This is a genomic window from Brevibacillus ruminantium (genome assembly GCF_023746555.1).
In the GTDB taxonomy this organism is placed as follows: Bacteria; Bacillota; Bacilli; order Brevibacillales; family Brevibacillaceae; genus Brevibacillus; species Brevibacillus ruminantium.
The window spans coordinates 363,169-380,306 of the sequence record NZ_CP098755.1; the positions used below are offsets into that span (position 1 = coordinate 363,169).

Genomic DNA, 17,138 nt, shown 5'->3' on the forward strand with positions numbered 1-17,138 from the left:
AAAAGCTTATACCAGAAAGTGAGAGGGGAACATGGTGGAAAAGGAGACTTTGTTGCGGCAGATTTCGGATCACGTCTGGATTTACCCGCAGGGCGAAAAATCGGAGCGTGTCGAACCCGTTGTGGGCGCAATCATTACCACTAACCAAACCGTATTGATTGACTGCGGAAACTGTCCGAGCCACGCTAAGGCGATACAGAGGGCGCTGAAGGAGAGAAAAGCTCCTCCTGTTTCAACCATTATTTATACACATCATCATTGGGACCATACATTTGGGAGCTGCGTGTTTGATGCTGAGGTAATTGCCTGCCAGCAGTGCGCACATGAACTGGACAAGATGGCTGAGATTCCGTGGGGGCCAATGTGGTTGGAGCATGAAATACGGGAGAATCCATTAATGGAGAAGAGCAACCAGGCGAAGCTGCTTGTAGTCGACGATTGGAGTGAACTGCGGATCGTGAAGCCAAATCGCGTCTTTAGCGATCAGATGACGCTAAATGTTGATGGCATTACTTTGCAGTTGCAATGGGTAGGAGGTCCCCATGCAAGCGATTCGATCACCGTGGAAGTCGTTGGGCAGGGTGTGCTCTTCGTAGCCGACTGCTTCTATCCACCACCGTTTCACCTACGGAAGCCGGAAGATATGGTGGATTGGAACATGCTGAATCGCTTGCGGAAAGAATCCATCCAGTGGTATGTTCACGGACACGGTGAACCGTTAACTTCGGATGAAGTATTGAAGCTTTGCCAACAGGCGGAAAAGTAAGTGAAACGGGTCGACAAAAAACCTATCTTATATTTTGTAAAAGAGAATCAAAAAATGGGGGACAGGAAGGCTATTTGCAGTCTCTAAAAACCACTTAACACTTGGACAGTTTACAATTAGGAGTTGTAATATTTTTCATTCTATCCTTCAATAATCTGCCTTTTTTTACTCTTTGGTTTCGTCAATTCAAAGCTATGCTTCACCATATCATGAATTTCCTGCTCGGGGAGATTCCCATCTAGGATTAGAGTGTTCCAGTGCTCCTTATTCATATGGTATCCGGGCTTTACCTCTTCAAAAAGGCCACGCAAAAAATCAGCACGATTGGGTTCGCATTTCAGGTTGACACATAAGTGGTTATCATGATGGAAGATAAGTGCAAAAATTTTCTTATTCCCTTGATGCCGCATTGCAACCCAACCTTCTCCAAAAGGATGGTCTTCATAAGACATTGGATATGACAGACAGTGATCCATGATTTCATCTTTCGTCATCGTAAAATCCCTCCGTACAACACTTCATTACTTTGCGCATGGAACATCGCCATGTTGTTACGATTACGTAACGATTTTGTGATTTAATTGAAATGTTGGTTATATAAGGAAATGATAACAGGTTATTAGAGATCGTGCATAGCTATTAAAATCGTAATAGGGGGCGGTTACCATTATCGTATTATTATGGCTATACCCACTGTTTTCATTAGCTTTTGTCATTTCATTATTAGTTGCAATAAAAAGAATACATCAAGATGAAGATTATTCCGGCTATATGTTCGTTTCGGCAGTTAGTTTCACGTATATCTCATATGTACCTTTGATGCTGGGTTAACGGAATGAAAGTGGCCTCGACTTGTTATCGGCGGATCTTAGATTAGCAATCGAAAAGAAATCTGGTGTTCAGTTTTCTGTTACAATTGGTGTAGATCAATGATTCTTATCCAACACGGAAGACATTTTTGCTTTTATTTCATGAAGGAGGCTATATCATGGCAAAAAGCAATCCGGCATCGATAACAGTAGAAACGGTCGTTCATTCCCCCGTTGAAATCGTGTGGGAATATTGGACAGACCCGAAGCATATCACACAATGGAATAATGCTTCAGATGACTGGCACACGCCATATGCTGAGAATGACCTGAAGGTCGGCGGCAAGTTTGTTTCGAGAATGGAAGCGAAAGACGGCAGTGTTGGATTTGATTTCGGCGGGGTATACGACGAAGTGAGTATTCACGAAAGGATATCCTATTCGATTGCTGACGGCAGAAACGTGAAGATCGACTTTATTCGTCAAGATAACGATACGCGAATTATCGAAACGTTCGACGCGGAAGAGACCCACCCCATCGAGATGCAGCAAGCCGGGTGGCAGGCAATCCTGGACAATTTCAAAAGATATGTGGAGTCGGCAAATAATAAATAAGAAGCTTTTTGAGCTTAGAAGCGCATGCTGCATCGGCATGCGCTTTGCTGCTGCTACTTTGTATTGGGGGCGATCTTAAACTTGTTTTTCGAAGGCTGCCGATTGCTCGAAGTCAAAAGCTTATTTCCTATACATGTTCTCCCAAAAGCCGAGCGAAACAGGGATTTGCACTCCTGATTTTCCTCGGCTTTTTTCTTTGGGCTAAAGGGGGGAAGACCCGTAAGACCCGTACATGCATGCAGGTAAGGAGGGTAAAAGAGAAGGGGGAAGAAAAATAAATTTTCGGTTGTGTCGATTTTGTCATCTGCTGTTCGTCGCCTTAATAGAAGTACAAATAACCAATTTGGAAGGGACGTTGAAACATGACAGCACAACTTAACGCTTACATTCATTCGGAGGACGCGAGAGGGCAGGCTGCATTCTATGCGGAAGCATTGGGAGGGGAAATCCTTTCGATTATGACTTATGGGCAAACCCCCGGAACACCAGAAGAAATCAAGGATAAAGTGATGCATCTGGTACTGTCCGTAGCCGGCGGAAACATATTATTCCTTTCTGACGCTTTCGAACCATCTCGGGGAGGACAACGATTCATTTCGCTGGCACTTTCCTATAAAGATGAAGCGTTTGCTCGCCAGTCCTTCGAGAATCTTGTCCGGGAGGGTACAGTAAAGTATCCGTTTGAATTGCAGCCGTGGGGAGCCTATTACGGTGAAGTCGTGGACAAGTTCGGGGTCAATTGGCAGATTGTGAAGCAGTGATCAATGACGGTTAAAGAGAATCAATGCAAGGTAATAAAAAAGATTCGTTCGACATTATAATGGAAGTCAGAAGACAAAGGAAAGAGGAGAAAGCTTAAATAGGTTTCACATAGAAGAGGAGGAGCATCTCGTATGCGATTTATGTTAATAGTCAAAGCGACGAAGGATTCTGAAGCAGGCTTACCGCCCAAGCCGGAGCTTTTCGAAGCGATGATGAGGTACAATCAGGAGCTTGCCAAGGCCGGGGTATTGATTGCCGCCGACGGTTTGCATCCGAGTTCAGGCGCTATTCGCATCTCTTATCCTGAGCCGGGAGGAAAACCGACAATTATCGATGGACCGTTCAGTGAGGCGAAGGAATTAATCGCCGGCTATACGTTAATCGAGGTTCGATCGCGAGAAGAAGCAATCGAGTGGGCCATGCGCATGCCAGATCCCCACGGGTTCGGCGAGGGACAAATCGAGCTTCGTCAAGTTTATGAAGGTTCGGAGCTCACAGACAATCCAGAGATGATCGCGGACCATTCTGCACTGATGGCAGAGCTGCAGAGGCGCACCCAGTCGTGACAGATTCCACTGCCCGGCGTACAATCGATACCATTTGGCGCATGGAGTCATCGAAGATCATCGCCGGATTGACAAGAATGGTTCGTGACCTCGACCTTGCAGAAGATCTCGCACAGGATGCGCTGGTCATCGCGCTCCGGAAGTGGCCGGAGACCGGCATACCCGATAACCCCGGAGCTTGGCTGATGGTTACAGCGAAAAGGCGTGCGATTGACATGATACGCCGTAACAAAATTCGTGACAAGAAAGTTGAGGAGCTTGGTCGCGGCAGCGATTTATTCGTAGAAGATGAAAGCAGTGATGAGGAGAATGGAGAGATCGGGGATGATCTCCTGCGACTCATCTTTATGACGTGCCACCCGATTCTATCGCGTGAGGCACGTATCGCTCTGACGCTTCGCCTGCTCGGGGGGCTTTCGACTGACGAAATCGCACATGCCTTCTTCGTCTCGGAACCGACGATTGCTCAAAGAATCGTCCGTGCAAAAAGGACGTTGCGCGAAGCGCGTGCAGATTTTGAAGTTCCGACGGGCAGCGAGCTGAAGAAGCGGCTGGAGACTGTGCTTGAGGTTATTTATCTTCTGTTTAATGAAGGATATGCGGCTACCTCCGGTTCCAACTGGCTGCGCCCGCTATTGTGCCAGGAGGCGCTGAGATTGGGACGCATCCTAGCCGAGGTTGCGCCTGCAGAGCCGGAGGTGCACGGATTAGTCGCTCTCATGGAGCTCCAGTCGTCCCGATTTAAAACCCGTGTCACTGCCTCTGGTGAGCCGATCCTTCTCAAGGACCAAAATCGGGCACAATGGGACCATTTGCTGATTAGGCGGGGATTGGCCGCGCTTGAACGTGCGCAGTCTCTCGGTCGTCCGCTTGGCCCGTATGCGCTGCAGGCCTCCATTTCGGCCTGTCATAGTGTGGCGCGATCCGCCGAAGAGACGGACTGGGTGAAGATTGCGGCTCTTTATGAAGCATTGTCACGGGTGATGCCTTCCTCGGTAGTCGAATTGAATCGAGCGGTAGCCATCGCGATGGCGTTCGGCCCGGAATTCGGACTTCAGCTTGTAGAGCTGCTGGAGGAAGAGGCCGCTCTGAAGAACTATCATTTGCTCCCCAGCGTCAAAGGTGATCTGCTTGAGAAGCTTGGGCGCAATGAGGAGGCTCGTGACGCATTTCGATTTGCGGCGTCGCTGACAAAAAATGAACAGGAACAGCAGTTGCTGCTTCGACGTGCGGCAGAATGCGAGTCGACGAGGAAAGGAGGCCGTGCATGAAGTTCGTATTGATGACGAAAGCGACCAGACATTTGGAAGCTGGCATTCCACCAAGCCAGGCGAGCAAGGATGCCTTGCAGAACTATCTTCAAGAGCTGGACGAGGCCGGTATTCTTATTGCAACCGAGCAGTTTTATCCGAGCTCCAGCGGACTGCGCATGTCTTTCCCCAAGCCAGGCGACCGGCCAGTGCTTGCGTGGGGCCCGCTCAGCGAAGTGAAAGAGCTGGTATCCGGCTTTACACTCATTGAAGTAAACTCCGAAGAGGAAGCGATTGAATGGGCATTGCGCATGCCGGACCCCAATGGCTACGGGGAAGGGATTATTGAGCTGCGACGGGTTTATGAGCAGTCACAGACCGGCGTTGATTCTCTCCAAAAAGGCCTAGAGTACGAGCTGCGAGGTCAGATCGGCATGTTGGGGAACAGATAAGGTACCGAATTCAATAAGGGGATATGACGATGAACCGTTTGATGGCCCGCCGGAGAGGAAAACAATCAAGCTGCGGCAGGGACATCAGATTGATAGCCAACTGTTTGTCCCCCTGGTAAGGCAAGCAGCGTCGACGCTGTAATCAAGCGAGTCCCAATTGTTGAGAAATAAAAAAGGGAAAGGAGATCATGACCCGGTAAACGCGGTAAAATCCTTCCCCTTAAACAAACGTTTAATGAAGCAAATCGCTCCTTCCGAGCTTTGATACCGGGCCTACTGCTTGGACGGTATGGCAACCTTCCAGTTGATATCGGTGAACTGTTTCTTTATGGTCAGCAAGGAAAGGGTTAGTTCCTCGGGAAGCGAGGGCAGTCCTTTTACGATCAACGTCTGGTCGAGTTCAGCGCCATCTTTGTTTTCCATGATGCTTGAGGAGGTATAATCGATCTTCACCTGATAGACGCGGCCTTCGTTATCATACAGTCTCCATTTCGGGAAATCGGAATCTGCCAGCTTCCCGGACAGGCGAATGATCCAGACGGGTTCATTTGTGGCTTTCAAATAAGAATGGGCAGTCCCGAGGATGGCGTTTGTCATCATCGGGACTTTTCTTCTTTTTCAAGGATGATTCAATGACCGCACGATATTCGATTGTTATGGCAAGAAATGTGAAATGGTTTGACACTTCAAATACGGTGGATTTAGAATGAAACTATTCAATAATACAATTGAATAGTTGAGGTGAATGAATCTTGAACCTGGAACGAAAATGGAAAGACCAACTTTATCAGGAATTTGCTCGCATTGGCAAATGCTTTTCAAGCCCGAAGCGTTTGGAGCTCATGGATTTACTGGCACAAGGTCCGAAATCTGTAGACCAACTGGCAAAGAATACGGGAATGAGCGTTGCCAATGTATCGCAGCATCTGCAAACGTTGCATGATTCAAGGTTGGTCACATTCACGAAGAAGGGCAATTATGTGATTTATGAGCTTGCCGAATTATCCGTTGCTGACTTTATGGTTTCTTTACATCGGTTGAGTGAAAAACAGTTAGGTGAGATTCAGCGTTTAAAGACTGAAATTCTGCAACATTACGAAAGCATGGAGCCTGTTGCATTGGAAGAACTCATGGAACGAATGGAGAAAGGTGAAGTTTTGTTGGTAGACGTAAGGCCGAGGGAAGAGTACGAAATCGGGCATATTCCTGGTGCCATTTCTGTTCCCGTTGAAGAATTAGAGAAGCATCTTGCAGCTTTGCCAGCCGATAAGGAGATCGTTGCTTACTGCCGCGGTCCGTATTGTCTGATGTCTGCGCAAGCGGTGGAAATCTTGAGGACGAAAGGTATAAAAGCTTCTCGGTTAGAGGAGGGCGTGCACGAATGGCATCATTATGTTGAGCATTCGAAAAGACCAATGGAAGGCGGTTTCGCTGCACTTCTTGCCCGATCTCGACCGTGAATGACTGTGTCACTAACCAATTCGAAAGGCGGTGTTTCAGCGTTGTTGCATGAACCCCAAAGGATAAAAGAAAGATATTTACAAAGCTACGTTGATTCCCCAGATCAACAGAAACGCCTGTATAAACGGACTTTGCTGATCGTAGTCCTGTCGCAAATCTTCGGCGGTGCAGGACTTGCCGCTGGAGTGACTGTCGGAGCACTCCTTGCCCAGGAGATGTTGGGGACGGAAAGCTTTGCAGGTGTTCCTGCGGCATTATTCACCCTTGGCTCTGCTGTAGCCGCACTGCTGGTTGGGCGTCTTTCTCAACGATACGGACGTCGCTTGGGTCTTGCGTCAGGCTTCTTAGCAGGGGGCATAGGCGCAATTGGGGTAGTATTTGCGGCTGTAAGTGATAGCATCGTGCTTCTGTTCGCTTCGCTCCTGATTTATGGTGCAGGCACGGCTACGAACCTGCAAGCTCGTTATGCAGGTACAGATTTGGCAAGGCCGACACAGAGGGCAACAGCAGTCAGTATTGCAATGGTTTCTACTACACTCGGTGCCGTTGCGGGTCCAAACTTGGTTGACGTGATGGGGCGATTTGCAACATCACTCGGTGTCCCTGCTTTAGCGGGTCCTTTCATCCTGGCTGCTGTTGCCTACATCCTTGCGGGATTGGTATTTTTCGCTTTCCTCCGTCCAGACCCATTCGTTGTCGCAAAAGCTATTGCCGAAGCACAGGAAATTAAGAACAACCACTCAGACAAGAATCATCTTGTACCGTCAGTTAACAAAGGGGGAATCATTGTCGGGGCTACCGTAATGATCTTGACCCAAATCGTAATGGTCGCCATTATGACAATGACGCCATTACATATGAAGCATCACGGACATGGCATGGCTGAGGTGGGGCTCGTAATCGGCATTCATATTGGCGCGATGTACCTCCCATCACTGGTAACCGGCATTCTCGTTGACAAGTTGGGACGCACTGTCATGTCGATTGCATCAGGTGTGACTCTGCTTGCTGCTGGCCTTGTCGCTGCTTTTGCGCCTGCCGATTCCCTGACAGTACTAATCATTGCTCTCGCGTTGCTGGGACTTGGTTGGAACTTTGGATTAATCAGTGGAACTGCCACCATCGTGGACTCGACTGATCCAGCGTCTCGTGCAAAAATGCAAGGAACGATTGACGTCTTGATTGCTTTAGCTGGAGCATCGGGTGGAGCGCTTTCAGGCATGGTTGTAGCTCATTCCAGTTATTCAACCCTCTCTTTTGCAGGAGGCTTCCTCTCCCTTTTATTGATCCCCGTTGTGATATGGTCACTTGCCAGCCGAAAAGAGAGAGCATCAGAAAAAATGTCAGCGTAGTAACAGCGTAGTAAAACCGCTACGCGAAGTGGCAGGATGGTGGCAGAAAACGAGATCAGTTTTTTGATGAAGAATGGATTGCTATTTTTCAGGATTGATCTATTAAAATGGAGTATATGAGCAGCATGAAACGAAATGGGTGGGAGATATTAAACGATGGTACGTACAACCTTGTAATCGTAATATCAAACCATTTTGGATCGAAGCCTGGAACAGAACGAATCGATAGGAGGGAGAACATCATGCCTGATAAGCAAAATACGGTACCAGACAACACGGCGGTGCGGGTCGCGTTGTGGCGGGCCTTGCACGTACAGATCGATTCGCCGCCGCATGTGCTTGAAGACGAGGTCGGTCTGCGATTGGCGGCCCCGGAAGACGAATGGCGCCAACGCCCCGACATGGACCCGGAGAGCACCAGCGGATTCCGGGCATCTATCGTGGCCCGCGCTCGCTTTATAGAGGATTTGGTCACTGAACAGCTCGGCCACGGCGTCACCCAGTACGTCATCCTCGGCGCCGGCCTCGACACCTTTACTCAGCGGCGACCAGAGATCGCTTCCCGGATGCGGATCTTCGAGGTTGACCAGCCAGGAACGCAGGACTGGAAAAGGCAACGCCTGATCGAGCTTGGCTTTGGCATTCCCGAGTGGCTGCGACTCGTGCCGGTTGACTTCGAGGCAGGCTGGTCCTGGTGGGAGCAGCTGAAGGTCGCCGGCTTTGACGAGAACCGACCCGCTGTGGTAGCATCCACCGGCGTCACCCAGTACCTCACCAAGGATGCGATCATGGCTACGTTGCGACAAGCAGCGACGCTCGCCCCGGGCTCCACGCTGGCCATGACGTTCTTGCTGCCGCTAAAGAACACCGAACCTGAGATACGTCCTGAGGTTGAGGCAGCGGAGAAGGGAGCGCGAGCAAGCGGCACGCCTTTCATCAGCTTCTTTACACCGCCGGAGATGCTGGAACTTGCCCGCGAGGCTGGCTTCCGAGAAGTCCGGCATGTATCCTCGGCAGAGCTTAACCAGCGCTACTTTACCGGTCGAACGGATGGTTTTTGGCTGCCAAGCGGAGAGGAGTTCCTGATCGCAACTACCTAGAGCCGAGACTTGTTATAGTGACCAAACGATAGAAATTCCGAAGAGGGCCATCCTGAAAAGGGTGGCCCTAAAACTTTTCGATACAGACAATACGAAGGATTAATGCGCCATTGTCAACGGTTCCACTCAAAACTCTCCTGGCAATCCTGGATGGGCACCATTCCTCCTCACGTACATACAATATAACGGAAGGATGGAACAGAGATGATGCTCAATTTATATAGACACCTCCAACAGATTCAAATGAGGATCAGCCTGTTAACTCGGCGTTGTAACCGAATCGAAGCGGCATTGGAGTCGTGGCAAGAAATCACACAGTTAAAATTGGAAATGGTAAAGATGAAGGTAGAGCTGGAGAAGATGAAGTCACACCCTACCCAAATCGTTATTCAAAAGCTTGAAAATAAAGTAGATAATCTCGACGTAACGACCTTAAATGGCATTCTGAATATTGGTGTTGCCCAAAATCATTCGGGTGCGGCGGAAGGGAAACAGCTTTCAATCGGGGGCAAATCCCTTGAGGATTTACTTTCTGGAAAGAAAGAAAAAGAAAAAGAATCCGAAGAAACACACCATGAACAGCAAGGTCCAACTGAACGTACGCAAGAGAGGGAACATCAAACCCACAATGAAAACGCCAAAGAGTTCAAGACCGAATCCCAAAACAAAGAAAATACGCACTTGGAACATAAGCCAAAAGGAGAAAGCGATGGAAAAAGAAATGCAAGAACCCCTGATAAGGGTGGAAGTGGGGAACATCTCCGTTAAAGTGATTGCAGGAGCAGGCTCACTGAATATAGGAGAGACCTGCAACATTCGCCAACCGGAAACTGAGGAAAAAGAGGAAAAAGAGGAAAAACCGACGGCAGAACAAGGAGCGGAGAGTCAGACTGAGCTGAAAAGGGGGACCTCAGCATGAGCAGCGGCTCACATCACTTGAATCATGGCTACCCAAACTATGCACATCCTCACTACTATGGGCAAGGAGGGCAAGCGGAACAGTTTTCAGAACTGAAAAAAATGATACAAACGATATATATGCAGCTTGGGGAAATGGAAGATCGCATGGACCTCCTGGAGCAAAAAGTGAATCAAGTCAAAAATATCGATTTCTCCTCGCCAATAAAATAAAAAGGACTGTTACCCTAACAGTCCTTCGCTATTTTTTCCTCATTTTCTCTGCAAACGCACTCACTGAATATCTGAAGTAGCCGCAGTGATGTCATTATTTTGGCTAATGCCAATCGGACTAGAGGTTACGCTTCCATCGCCGATTACATATGCTCCACCCGTTTTCGTTACGGTCGTGCTTTTTAAGCCGGTCAAGATTTGAGTACCTACGTTAATAGAACCGTTTTCCCGTATATTCAGGACTTTCATCGCTCCCAAAAAGACAATCATTGCTTCTCCTCCCTTTTCTTGCACCCGCATTCCATCTTATTCCGGGAAAATCTATACGTGATTCACATCTAATCGGATCATGAAGCGAGGTTGAGAAAAATGAGACAGGTAGAGGAAGCCATACAAAAATTCCAGCGGGTGGCAGCGCAGCTTCATCAATTGCAGATCGATGATGAGCCAAATCCATGGGAAATTCTGAGGCAGATGCGCAGAATCTGTGATGAAGAACTCGTGAACCATCTTTCCAGGTTCATCAAGATATCCAATGAGATGAACATGTTTGGTTCGTTTGAAAATATAGAAAAGATTACCCCTAAAATTATCATCGACGAAACGCCAACGAAAATCATCGTCTATTGTAAAATCGCCGGCCTTGATTATCAAAACGTAAAGACTTCCGTTATCGATAAAAATCAATTGAACATACAGGGAAGGGTCTATGAATCGTCTCTTGCCGATCATCCCACAGCAAAAGAACCACCACTCGGGAATTTTGTCAGACAAATTGAACTTCCTCATTCAGTTTCAAGCGATATCATGAAAACCATCTATCATGAGGATGTGCTGGAAATCCATTTGTCTAAAGAAACAGAAAAGGGGAGAAAGCTCCAATCGGGGATCAATACGGGGTAAGAGGCATCCTGTTCGCAACTGCAAACAAAACGCATACCGGGTAATCTTTTCATCAGCCTCCTGTTCGAGAAACAGGGGGTTCATTTGCATTGTATCCTTTGAAAGAGGGTTTTCTGGTCGGCTGCTGCTTCTTCGTTGTAACTGTATGGTATCTGCATGGTATTACTATAGTATTGTGACTACTCAATAGCTTTTAACTAGCATTTAATAGCAAATATTTTAATCTATAAATAATAGTGATACACTATAGTTAGATTATCAATCATCCAGAAAAGGTGTGTCATTCGGTCGCACCCTGGCTTGCTATGGGGTTTAAGCAGGAGCGCCGACATCTTTTCTTCAAATATGAGCGAGGTAGGACGGTAAAAATGAGCAACAGACAAACCAAAACAGACGTTATCTTAATTGGTGCCGGAATTATGAGTGCGACTTTGGGAACGCTGCTGAAAGAATTAGTACCGGACTGGGAAATTACAGTGTTTGAGAAACTCGCAAGCGCAGGAGAGGAAAGTTCTAACGAATGGAATAATGCGGGGACAGGGCATGCCGCACTTTGCGAGCTGAACTACACAAGCGAGAAATCGGATGGGTCTATAGATATTAGCAAAGCGATAAAAATTAATGAACAGTTTCAGGTTTCCATGCAGTTTTGGTCTTATCTTGTGAACAGCGAGCTGATCCGCAATCCACAGGACTTTATCATGCCATTGCCTCATATGAGTTTAGTACAAGGCGAAAAAAATGTAGCGTTTCTAAAGAAACGCTTTGAAGCGATGTCAAACAATCCGCTGTTTCAAGGGATGGAATTCTCCGATGACCCGGAAAAACTGATGGAATGGATCCCGCTTATCATGAAAGACCGGGTATTGAATGAACCGATTGCGGCAACAAGGATCGAATCTGGAACGGATGTCAACTTTGGCGCTTTGACGCGCATGTTGTTTGACCATTTAAAGAGTAAGAATGTCGAAATCCATTACGAACATAACGTTGATGATATTAAACGTACGAGCGACGGCTCGTGGGAATTGAAAGTGAAGAATCTGAGCAGCGGTAGCGTCGAACGCCATACGGCAAAATTCGTCTTTATCGGAGGCGGAGGCGGAAGTCTGCATTTACTGCAAAAATCTGGTGTTCCTGAAGGGAAACACATCGGAGGATTCCCGGTAAGCGGAATATTTATGGTGTGTAACAATCCGGATGTTGTGGCGCAGCATCATGCAAAAGTTTACGGTAAAGCCAAGGTTGGCGCTCCGCCAATGTCTGTACCGCATCTTGACACAAGATTTATCGACAATAAAAAATCGTTGCTGTTTGGACCATTTGCCGGCTTCTCACCAAAGTTCTTAAAAACGGGGTCCATGTTCGATTTAATCACTTCCGTCAAACCGGATAATGTCCTAACGATGTTGGCGGCAGGCGCAAAAGAGATGTCTTTGACAAAATACCTGATCCAGCAAGTGCTGTTATCGAAAGAACAGCGCATGGAAGAGTTGCGTGAGTTTATCCCGAACGCGAAAAGCGAGGATTGGGACTTAGTCGTAGCAGGCCAACGTGTACAAGTTATCAAAGATACAGAAGCAGGCGGCAAAGGAACGCTTCAATTTGGTACGGAAGTGATTACTGCTGCGGATGGCTCGATTGCAGCACTGCTAGGTGCTTCTCCGGGTGCTTCTACTGCCGTTCACGTCATGCTCGAGGTCATCACCAAATGCTTCCCGCAACATATAAAAACGTGGGAACCGAAAATAAAAGAAATGATTCCTTCCTATGGTGTGTCACTATTGGAACACCCAGAGCTTATCGACGAAATTCATACTTCAACATCGCGGGCGCTTCGTCTAAGCAATGAGCTAGCCCTCGTTAGATAGATCGCAGAAAACAGAAAAGCGGCCTTCGTCCTGAATCCCATGGACGATAGGCCGTTTCGCTTTGCCTGCAATCCTCTCCAACTGAGTCAAAAGGCTTGGCCGACTTTCACCTGGACATCCGTGCAGGCAAAAGGACTTCTATTTTGGGGTGCTACAAGAGCGGTTTCTGCCCCTGTTCGATCCACTCATCGCGGGACGGTCCGTACACCCCGGGCACGGGCAAACCAGCCTGGCGCATCAGGACAGTCAATTGGCCACGATGGTGAACTTCGTGCTGGAGTGAACTACTCTCCACTTAGGCTAACGCCTAGAAGTGGGAGCTTCTCAAATCCACGACGAAAGTAACCTTTCGTCTCCTCGAGCGTTACTTCGGGTAGTCCCTACCCTAGATGTCCGACGTTTCGGAGTTCTTTTGTTACCTTGGATATTTTACGCATGGAAGGATAAGCTTGGTTTTCGCATTTTGTTTCTCCATGCAACCCCATATATCCAGTTATCAAAGAACATCATAAGTAGATTTTACCAAAGTGTCGGACAACTGAACAGGCAAAAGCCTGTCCTTGTCCAAAGTCGATTCATCCCCCACTTACAACCAAACGCTGTAAGGTTTTAGAAGAGGGAGACTTCTCCACCTATAAGTTAAAAAACGGAGGGTTGCCCCGATTTGCCAGTCTTGTCCCCAGAGGGTTATCTTCTGTGCCAGCATGTCGTCCGGCCACTGGCTTTTCACCGCGTGCTGGAGTTCATCAGAGAGACGGCGGTACTCGCTTGCGATGAAAGCGGTCGATTCGGGTGCCGCTTCTTCCCTTCTGGTTTGCTCACGTGCAGGCCGAGGTCTTTGAGATAGGACAGCGACCACACGAGATGCCAGGCGAGTTGCCCAAGCGTCCGGTAGCCTGGGGCCACCTCCTGTTTTAAAGACTCGTCCGTCAACGAATCCAGCAGCCGTTGGGTAACCGCTGTTTCCTGTTTCCATTCTGCAAGAAAATCACTCGTTTTTGTATACACTCGCATGCCCTCCGTTCGTACCGCGTTTTTGCGGGAGATTGTTCGTGCTTTATCAGGATGTCGGTCGATGATGGTTGCGCTTTCTGCTATTGTAAACAAACTTCCCTGACAGCCTCGGTCAGTAGAGATGATTTCTTTCCTCAAACCTGGTCAAAATCCCGCCGCAGCTTACTTGAGCTCGGCGGGATTTTTTTGGTCAGCCGGGATATGCTCGTCCAAGAGCAGCTGCACGACTTTGAAAAAATGCTCCCCGTTGTCTTTTGAGTGATATAAGCTAGCGGTCATGATCGCCCCGCTGAACGTGATTTCCAGTTGTTTGGCGAGCGCTTCGGGATCGCGGGCACCAGCCAGCAGGGCCATTTCCTTGATGACGCGCCATACCCCGATCCGGCATTCCCTGGCCTTATGGTTTCCAGGATGCGCTCCCTCAGGAAACTCAACCGTTGTATTCATGAACGGACAGCCGCGAAAGTCCGGTTCGCCCATCCGAATCGCCAAGAGGCGAAACACCTCCTGAAGCTGCTTGTAAGGCTCGTGTGGATAGCGGATTCGGGCTTCTTCGATCCTCTTAAACGCTCGGCGATTGCTCCGCTCCAGAAAAGCGACGACGAGATCGTCTTTGGTCGCGAAGTTGCGATAAAAGCTGGCTTTGGCGACGCCCGCTTCCTCGATGATCCGGTCGATTCCGACCGCCCGAATCCCTTCTCTGTAAAATAAATCTGAAGCCACCTGGAGGATGCGTTCCTTTGCAGATTCCTTTTTCTCCATAACGCCCGCACCTTTCTGTACAGTTATGGTGTTGACATGAGACAGATCTGTCTGTATCATAACCTCACATGAGACAGAACTGTCTCCCTCATTTATTTTAGCATATCCCAAAGGAGGATGCATAGTGTCCATAACGACTGGTTCACCCTCTACTCAACCGTCTGCAACGGCAGAAGGGGGAGACATGACGAAGACGCCTGAAACAGGGACCACGACATTCATCCCGTTACGTTCTGCTGCAGGCTCTCCGATGGTTCACCGGGCAAATCCTCCTGCAGTCAGCCAACCCCGGTTTACGGCTCTCATGCTTCTGACCGTTTTACTGCTGACGGTCTTTCTCGCGGTAGCCAACATCTTTATCGTCAATGTGGCGACCCCGGCGATACAGCAGGGGCTTCACGCCAGCTTTTCAGATGTCCAATTCGTGATGACGAGCTACACGCTGGCCTACGCCATGACGCTGATTATCGGCGGGCGGCTCGGGGATCGTTTTGGCCGCAAACGGCTGCTGCTGTTCGGTGTGGCTGGTTTTACGCTCTCTTCATTTCTGTGCGGGATTGCGGGCAGTGTTATCACTCTTATGGTGTTCCGAGTCCTTCAGGGTATTTCTGCAGCGTTGATGATGCCTCAAGTCCTCTCCCTGATACAGACGAACTATCCTCCGGAAAAGCGGGCTGGCGTATTCGGCCTGTATGGCGCCGCACAAGGAATTGCTGCGTCAAGCGGACAGCTTATCGGCGGCTTGCTGCTGAGCTGGGACCCGGCCGGGCTGGACTGGCGAACGGTTTTCTTTTTCAGTGTTCCTGTGGGTCTGCTTATTCTCAGCATGATTCCCTACATAGAAGAGTCCAAAGGCTCTTCTGCCATGAAGCTCGATTGGCTTGGAGCGGCGTGGGCGGCGGGGGGTCTGCTCATGCTGATCTACCCGCTGGTTCAGGGGCAGAAGGAGCAGTGGCCGGTTAGCCTGATTGCCTGTCTGCTTTTGTCCGTTCCTGTTCTGGCCGCCTTTGTCTGGTACGAGCGCAGAGTGGCTCGTTTGGGCGGTGCTCCTCTGATGAACGTGGACTTGTTCCGCCAGCGACGGTTTACGGTCGGGATGCTGATAGTGGTCGTTTTGATGAGTTCGCAATCCGCATATTTTCTGGTGTCTGCATATTTCCTGCAGATTGGGCTGGGTTTTACGGCGCTTGCAGCGGGCCTGATTATTTTACCGATGGGAATCGGTTACTTTCTGGCGTCGCTATACTCCGCCAGGGCCGTATCCAGATTTGGTCAGCACGTCCTGACCGTGGGGGCTCTGCTCACTTGTGGGGGATATCTGTTGCTGGCTCAGTGGGTTCAGGCATTGGGCACCTCGGTACAAGGCTATGAATGGGCTCCGGCGCTGGCCGTTTTGGGCTTTGGGCAGGGAGCGCTTGCTGCTCCGCTTACCGCCGCCATTCTGTCTCGGGTTCATCAGCGGGATGCCGGTTCCGCCTCCGGTATTCTGACGACGGGAATGCAGGTTTCCTTCGCTGTCGGTATTGCGCTGATCGGGATTTTGCTGCTCAATATAATGGGACAGCATGCGAACGCGACAACGGCACAGCTAGCCCCTCAACTGCAGACTGAATTGTCGAAGCTGGGCATAAGCGGTGCTCAGTCGGACGTGATTGTCCAAGAGTTCCAGGCATGCTACGCCGATTATGCACGTGCAGGTGATCCGGCTGCAAACCCGGCAAGCTGCTCCGCTCTCACGGCAGATGCCCAGATAAAGCCGCTGATTCATTCCCTGATGAAGCAGGCCCATGCCTCGAACTACGCCTATACCTTTTCATTCTGTCTCTATGTACTGGCTGCGTTTTCCCTGCTCCTGGTTCCGCTCGTTCTCGGGCTGATTCGTGAGAAACGGACGGATTCACAGGTGCTGGCTTCATGATAGAGCTCAATTATGTTTGCCAAAAAGCCGAGCGAAACGGAGGGCAATTCCTCCTGGTTTCACTCGGTTTTTTCTAGAAATGCATCATCTAGCTCCTTGGCAGGAGGGCTACCGCAATCACCCACTAATTGCAATGCTCCCGTATCTTAGATGAAGTCTCCGGGAGCTGCAGCCTTTATCAAGCGAATTATGCACCTCTCTACTCCAGCGGAAACGAGTGGAAGTTCGAAATCGAGATATACGACTTTGAACGGATAGATTGAGGGAGAAAAAGGGGATAGGTGGTCTTTAGAAAAAGATGCAATCTTCGAGTGGCTAGTCATGAGATGGGCAAGTGGATGGTCATAATATTCAGTTAGTGGATGGTTTCATTCTTGTAATCATCTGTATAATTTTATTACATGTCC

Annotated in this window: 19 protein-coding genes and 1 pseudogene; 14 read left to right on the top strand and 6 right to left on the bottom strand. The window is 49.0% G+C overall.

Going from position 1 to position 17,138, the window contains the following annotated elements; translation table 11 throughout:
- Positions 1–52: 52 nt before the first annotated feature.
- Complete coding sequence (locus tag NDK47_RS01955) at positions 53–766, top strand: MBL fold metallo-hydrolase (protein ID WP_251873202.1); 714 nt, start codon at positions 53–55, stop codon at positions 764–766.
- A gap of 140 nt (positions 767–906) precedes the next feature.
- On the opposite strand, the gene NDK47_RS01960 is transcribed toward NDK47_RS01955, so the two are convergent.
- Positions 907–1,260 carry an MmcQ/YjbR family DNA-binding protein gene (locus NDK47_RS01960; RefSeq protein WP_251873203.1) on the bottom strand — a complete coding sequence of 118 codons (354 nt, stop codon included), beginning with the start codon at positions 1,258–1,260 and terminating at the stop codon, positions 907–909.
- A gap of 494 nt (positions 1,261–1,754) precedes the next feature.
- Here NDK47_RS01960 and NDK47_RS01965 point away from each other — a divergent pair, with 494 nt between their 5' ends.
- The 5 genes from NDK47_RS01965 to NDK47_RS01985 all read left to right on the top strand — a co-directional run bounded on the left by NDK47_RS01965 (position 1,755) and on the right by NDK47_RS01985 (position 5,219).
- Entirely contained in the window at positions 1,755–2,189 is a 435-nt protein-coding gene (locus NDK47_RS01965) for an SRPBCC family protein (RefSeq protein WP_251873204.1), read from the top strand.
- A gap of 362 nt (positions 2,190–2,551) precedes the next feature.
- The gene (locus NDK47_RS01970) at positions 2,552–2,950 is read left to right on the top strand and encodes a VOC family protein (RefSeq protein WP_251873206.1); all 399 of its coding nucleotides are present in this window, start codon (positions 2,552–2,554) and stop codon (positions 2,948–2,950) included.
- 132 nt (positions 2,951–3,082) lie between these two features.
- On the top strand, positions 3,083–3,517 hold the full coding sequence (locus tag NDK47_RS01975) for a YciI family protein (protein WP_251873207.1): 435 nt from the start codon (positions 3,083–3,085) through the stop codon (positions 3,515–3,517).
- On the top strand, positions 3,514–4,788 hold the full coding sequence (locus NDK47_RS01980) for an RNA polymerase sigma factor (protein ID WP_251873208.1): 1,275 nt from the start codon (positions 3,514–3,516) through the stop codon (positions 4,786–4,788). The genes NDK47_RS01975 and NDK47_RS01980 overlap by 4 nt, the downstream gene beginning before the upstream one ends.
- Positions 4,785–5,219 (top strand): YciI family protein, encoded by a 435-nt coding sequence (locus tag NDK47_RS01985; RefSeq protein WP_251873210.1) that lies wholly within the window; start codon positions 4,785–4,787, stop codon positions 5,217–5,219. Before NDK47_RS01980 ends, NDK47_RS01985 begins: the two co-directional genes overlap by 4 nt.
- A 273-nt stretch (positions 5,220–5,492) precedes the next feature.
- On the opposite strand, the gene NDK47_RS01990 is transcribed toward NDK47_RS01985, so the two are convergent.
- Positions 5,493–5,819 carry a hypothetical protein gene (locus NDK47_RS01990; protein WP_251873213.1) on the bottom strand — a complete coding sequence of 109 codons (327 nt, stop codon included), beginning with the start codon at positions 5,817–5,819 and terminating at the stop codon, positions 5,493–5,495.
- 158 nt (positions 5,820–5,977) lie between these two features.
- On the opposite strand from NDK47_RS01990, the gene NDK47_RS01995 reads away from it, so the two are divergent.
- The 5 genes from NDK47_RS01995 to NDK47_RS02015 all read left to right on the top strand — a co-directional run bounded on the left by NDK47_RS01995 (position 5,978) and on the right by NDK47_RS02015 (position 10,263).
- Positions 5,978–6,679: an ArsR/SmtB family transcription factor gene (locus NDK47_RS01995; protein ID WP_407653423.1), complete on the top strand. Its 702-nt coding sequence runs from the start codon at positions 5,978–5,980 to the stop codon at positions 6,677–6,679.
- Between the two features lie 42 nt (positions 6,680–6,721).
- On the top strand, positions 6,722–8,032 hold the full coding sequence (locus tag NDK47_RS02000; RefSeq protein ID WP_251873215.1) for an MFS transporter: 1,311 nt from the start codon (positions 6,722–6,724) through the stop codon (positions 8,030–8,032).
- Positions 8,033–8,274: 242 nt separating this feature from the next.
- Entirely contained in the window at positions 8,275–9,132 is an 858-nt protein-coding gene (locus NDK47_RS02005) for a class I SAM-dependent methyltransferase (protein WP_251873216.1), read from the top strand.
- Between the two features lie 204 nt (positions 9,133–9,336).
- On the top strand, positions 9,337–9,900 hold the full coding sequence (gene gerPC, locus NDK47_RS02010) for a spore germination protein GerPC (RefSeq protein WP_251873217.1): 564 nt from the start codon (positions 9,337–9,339) through the stop codon (positions 9,898–9,900).
- Positions 9,901–10,047: 147 nt separating this feature from the next.
- Positions 10,048–10,263 (top strand): hypothetical protein, encoded by a 216-nt coding sequence (locus tag NDK47_RS02015; protein WP_251873218.1) that lies wholly within the window; start codon positions 10,048–10,050, stop codon positions 10,261–10,263.
- A 60-nt stretch (positions 10,264–10,323) separates the two neighbouring features.
- Here the strand turns inward: NDK47_RS02015 and NDK47_RS02020 are convergent, their stop codons facing one another.
- Positions 10,324–10,533 carry a hypothetical protein gene (locus tag NDK47_RS02020; RefSeq protein WP_251873220.1) on the bottom strand — a complete coding sequence of 70 codons (210 nt, stop codon included), beginning with the start codon at positions 10,531–10,533 and terminating at the stop codon, positions 10,324–10,326.
- A 99-nt stretch (positions 10,534–10,632) separates the two neighbouring features.
- On the opposite strand from NDK47_RS02020, the gene NDK47_RS02025 reads away from it, so the two are divergent.
- On the top strand, positions 10,633–11,166 hold the full coding sequence (locus NDK47_RS02025; RefSeq protein WP_251873222.1) for an Hsp20/alpha crystallin family protein: 534 nt from the start codon (positions 10,633–10,635) through the stop codon (positions 11,164–11,166).
- A 368-nt stretch (positions 11,167–11,534) separates the two neighbouring features.
- Entirely contained in the window at positions 11,535–13,037 is a 1,503-nt protein-coding gene (locus NDK47_RS02030) for a malate:quinone oxidoreductase (RefSeq protein WP_251873223.1), read from the top strand.
- 151 nt (positions 13,038–13,188) lie between these two features.
- Here the strand turns inward: NDK47_RS02030 and NDK47_RS02035 are convergent.
- The 3 genes and pseudogenes from NDK47_RS02035 to NDK47_RS02045 all read right to left on the bottom strand — a co-directional run.
- A pseudogene (locus NDK47_RS02035) lies at positions 13,189–13,317 on the bottom strand (DinB family protein); the annotation flags it as partial.
- A 446-nt stretch (positions 13,318–13,763) separates the two neighbouring features.
- Positions 13,764–14,045 (bottom strand): DinB family protein, encoded by a 282-nt coding sequence (locus NDK47_RS02040; RefSeq protein WP_251873225.1) that lies wholly within the window; start codon positions 14,043–14,045, stop codon positions 13,764–13,766.
- 168 nt (positions 14,046–14,213) lie between these two features.
- Complete coding sequence (locus NDK47_RS02045) at positions 14,214–14,813, bottom strand: TetR/AcrR family transcriptional regulator (RefSeq protein WP_251873226.1); 600 nt, start codon at positions 14,811–14,813, stop codon at positions 14,214–14,216.
- Between the two features lie 124 nt (positions 14,814–14,937).
- Here NDK47_RS02045 and NDK47_RS02050 point away from each other — a divergent pair, with 124 nt between their 5' ends.
- On the top strand, positions 14,938–16,731 hold the full coding sequence (locus tag NDK47_RS02050) for an MFS transporter (RefSeq protein WP_251873227.1): 1,794 nt from the start codon (positions 14,938–14,940) through the stop codon (positions 16,729–16,731).
- Positions 16,732–17,138 lie beyond the last annotated feature (407 nt).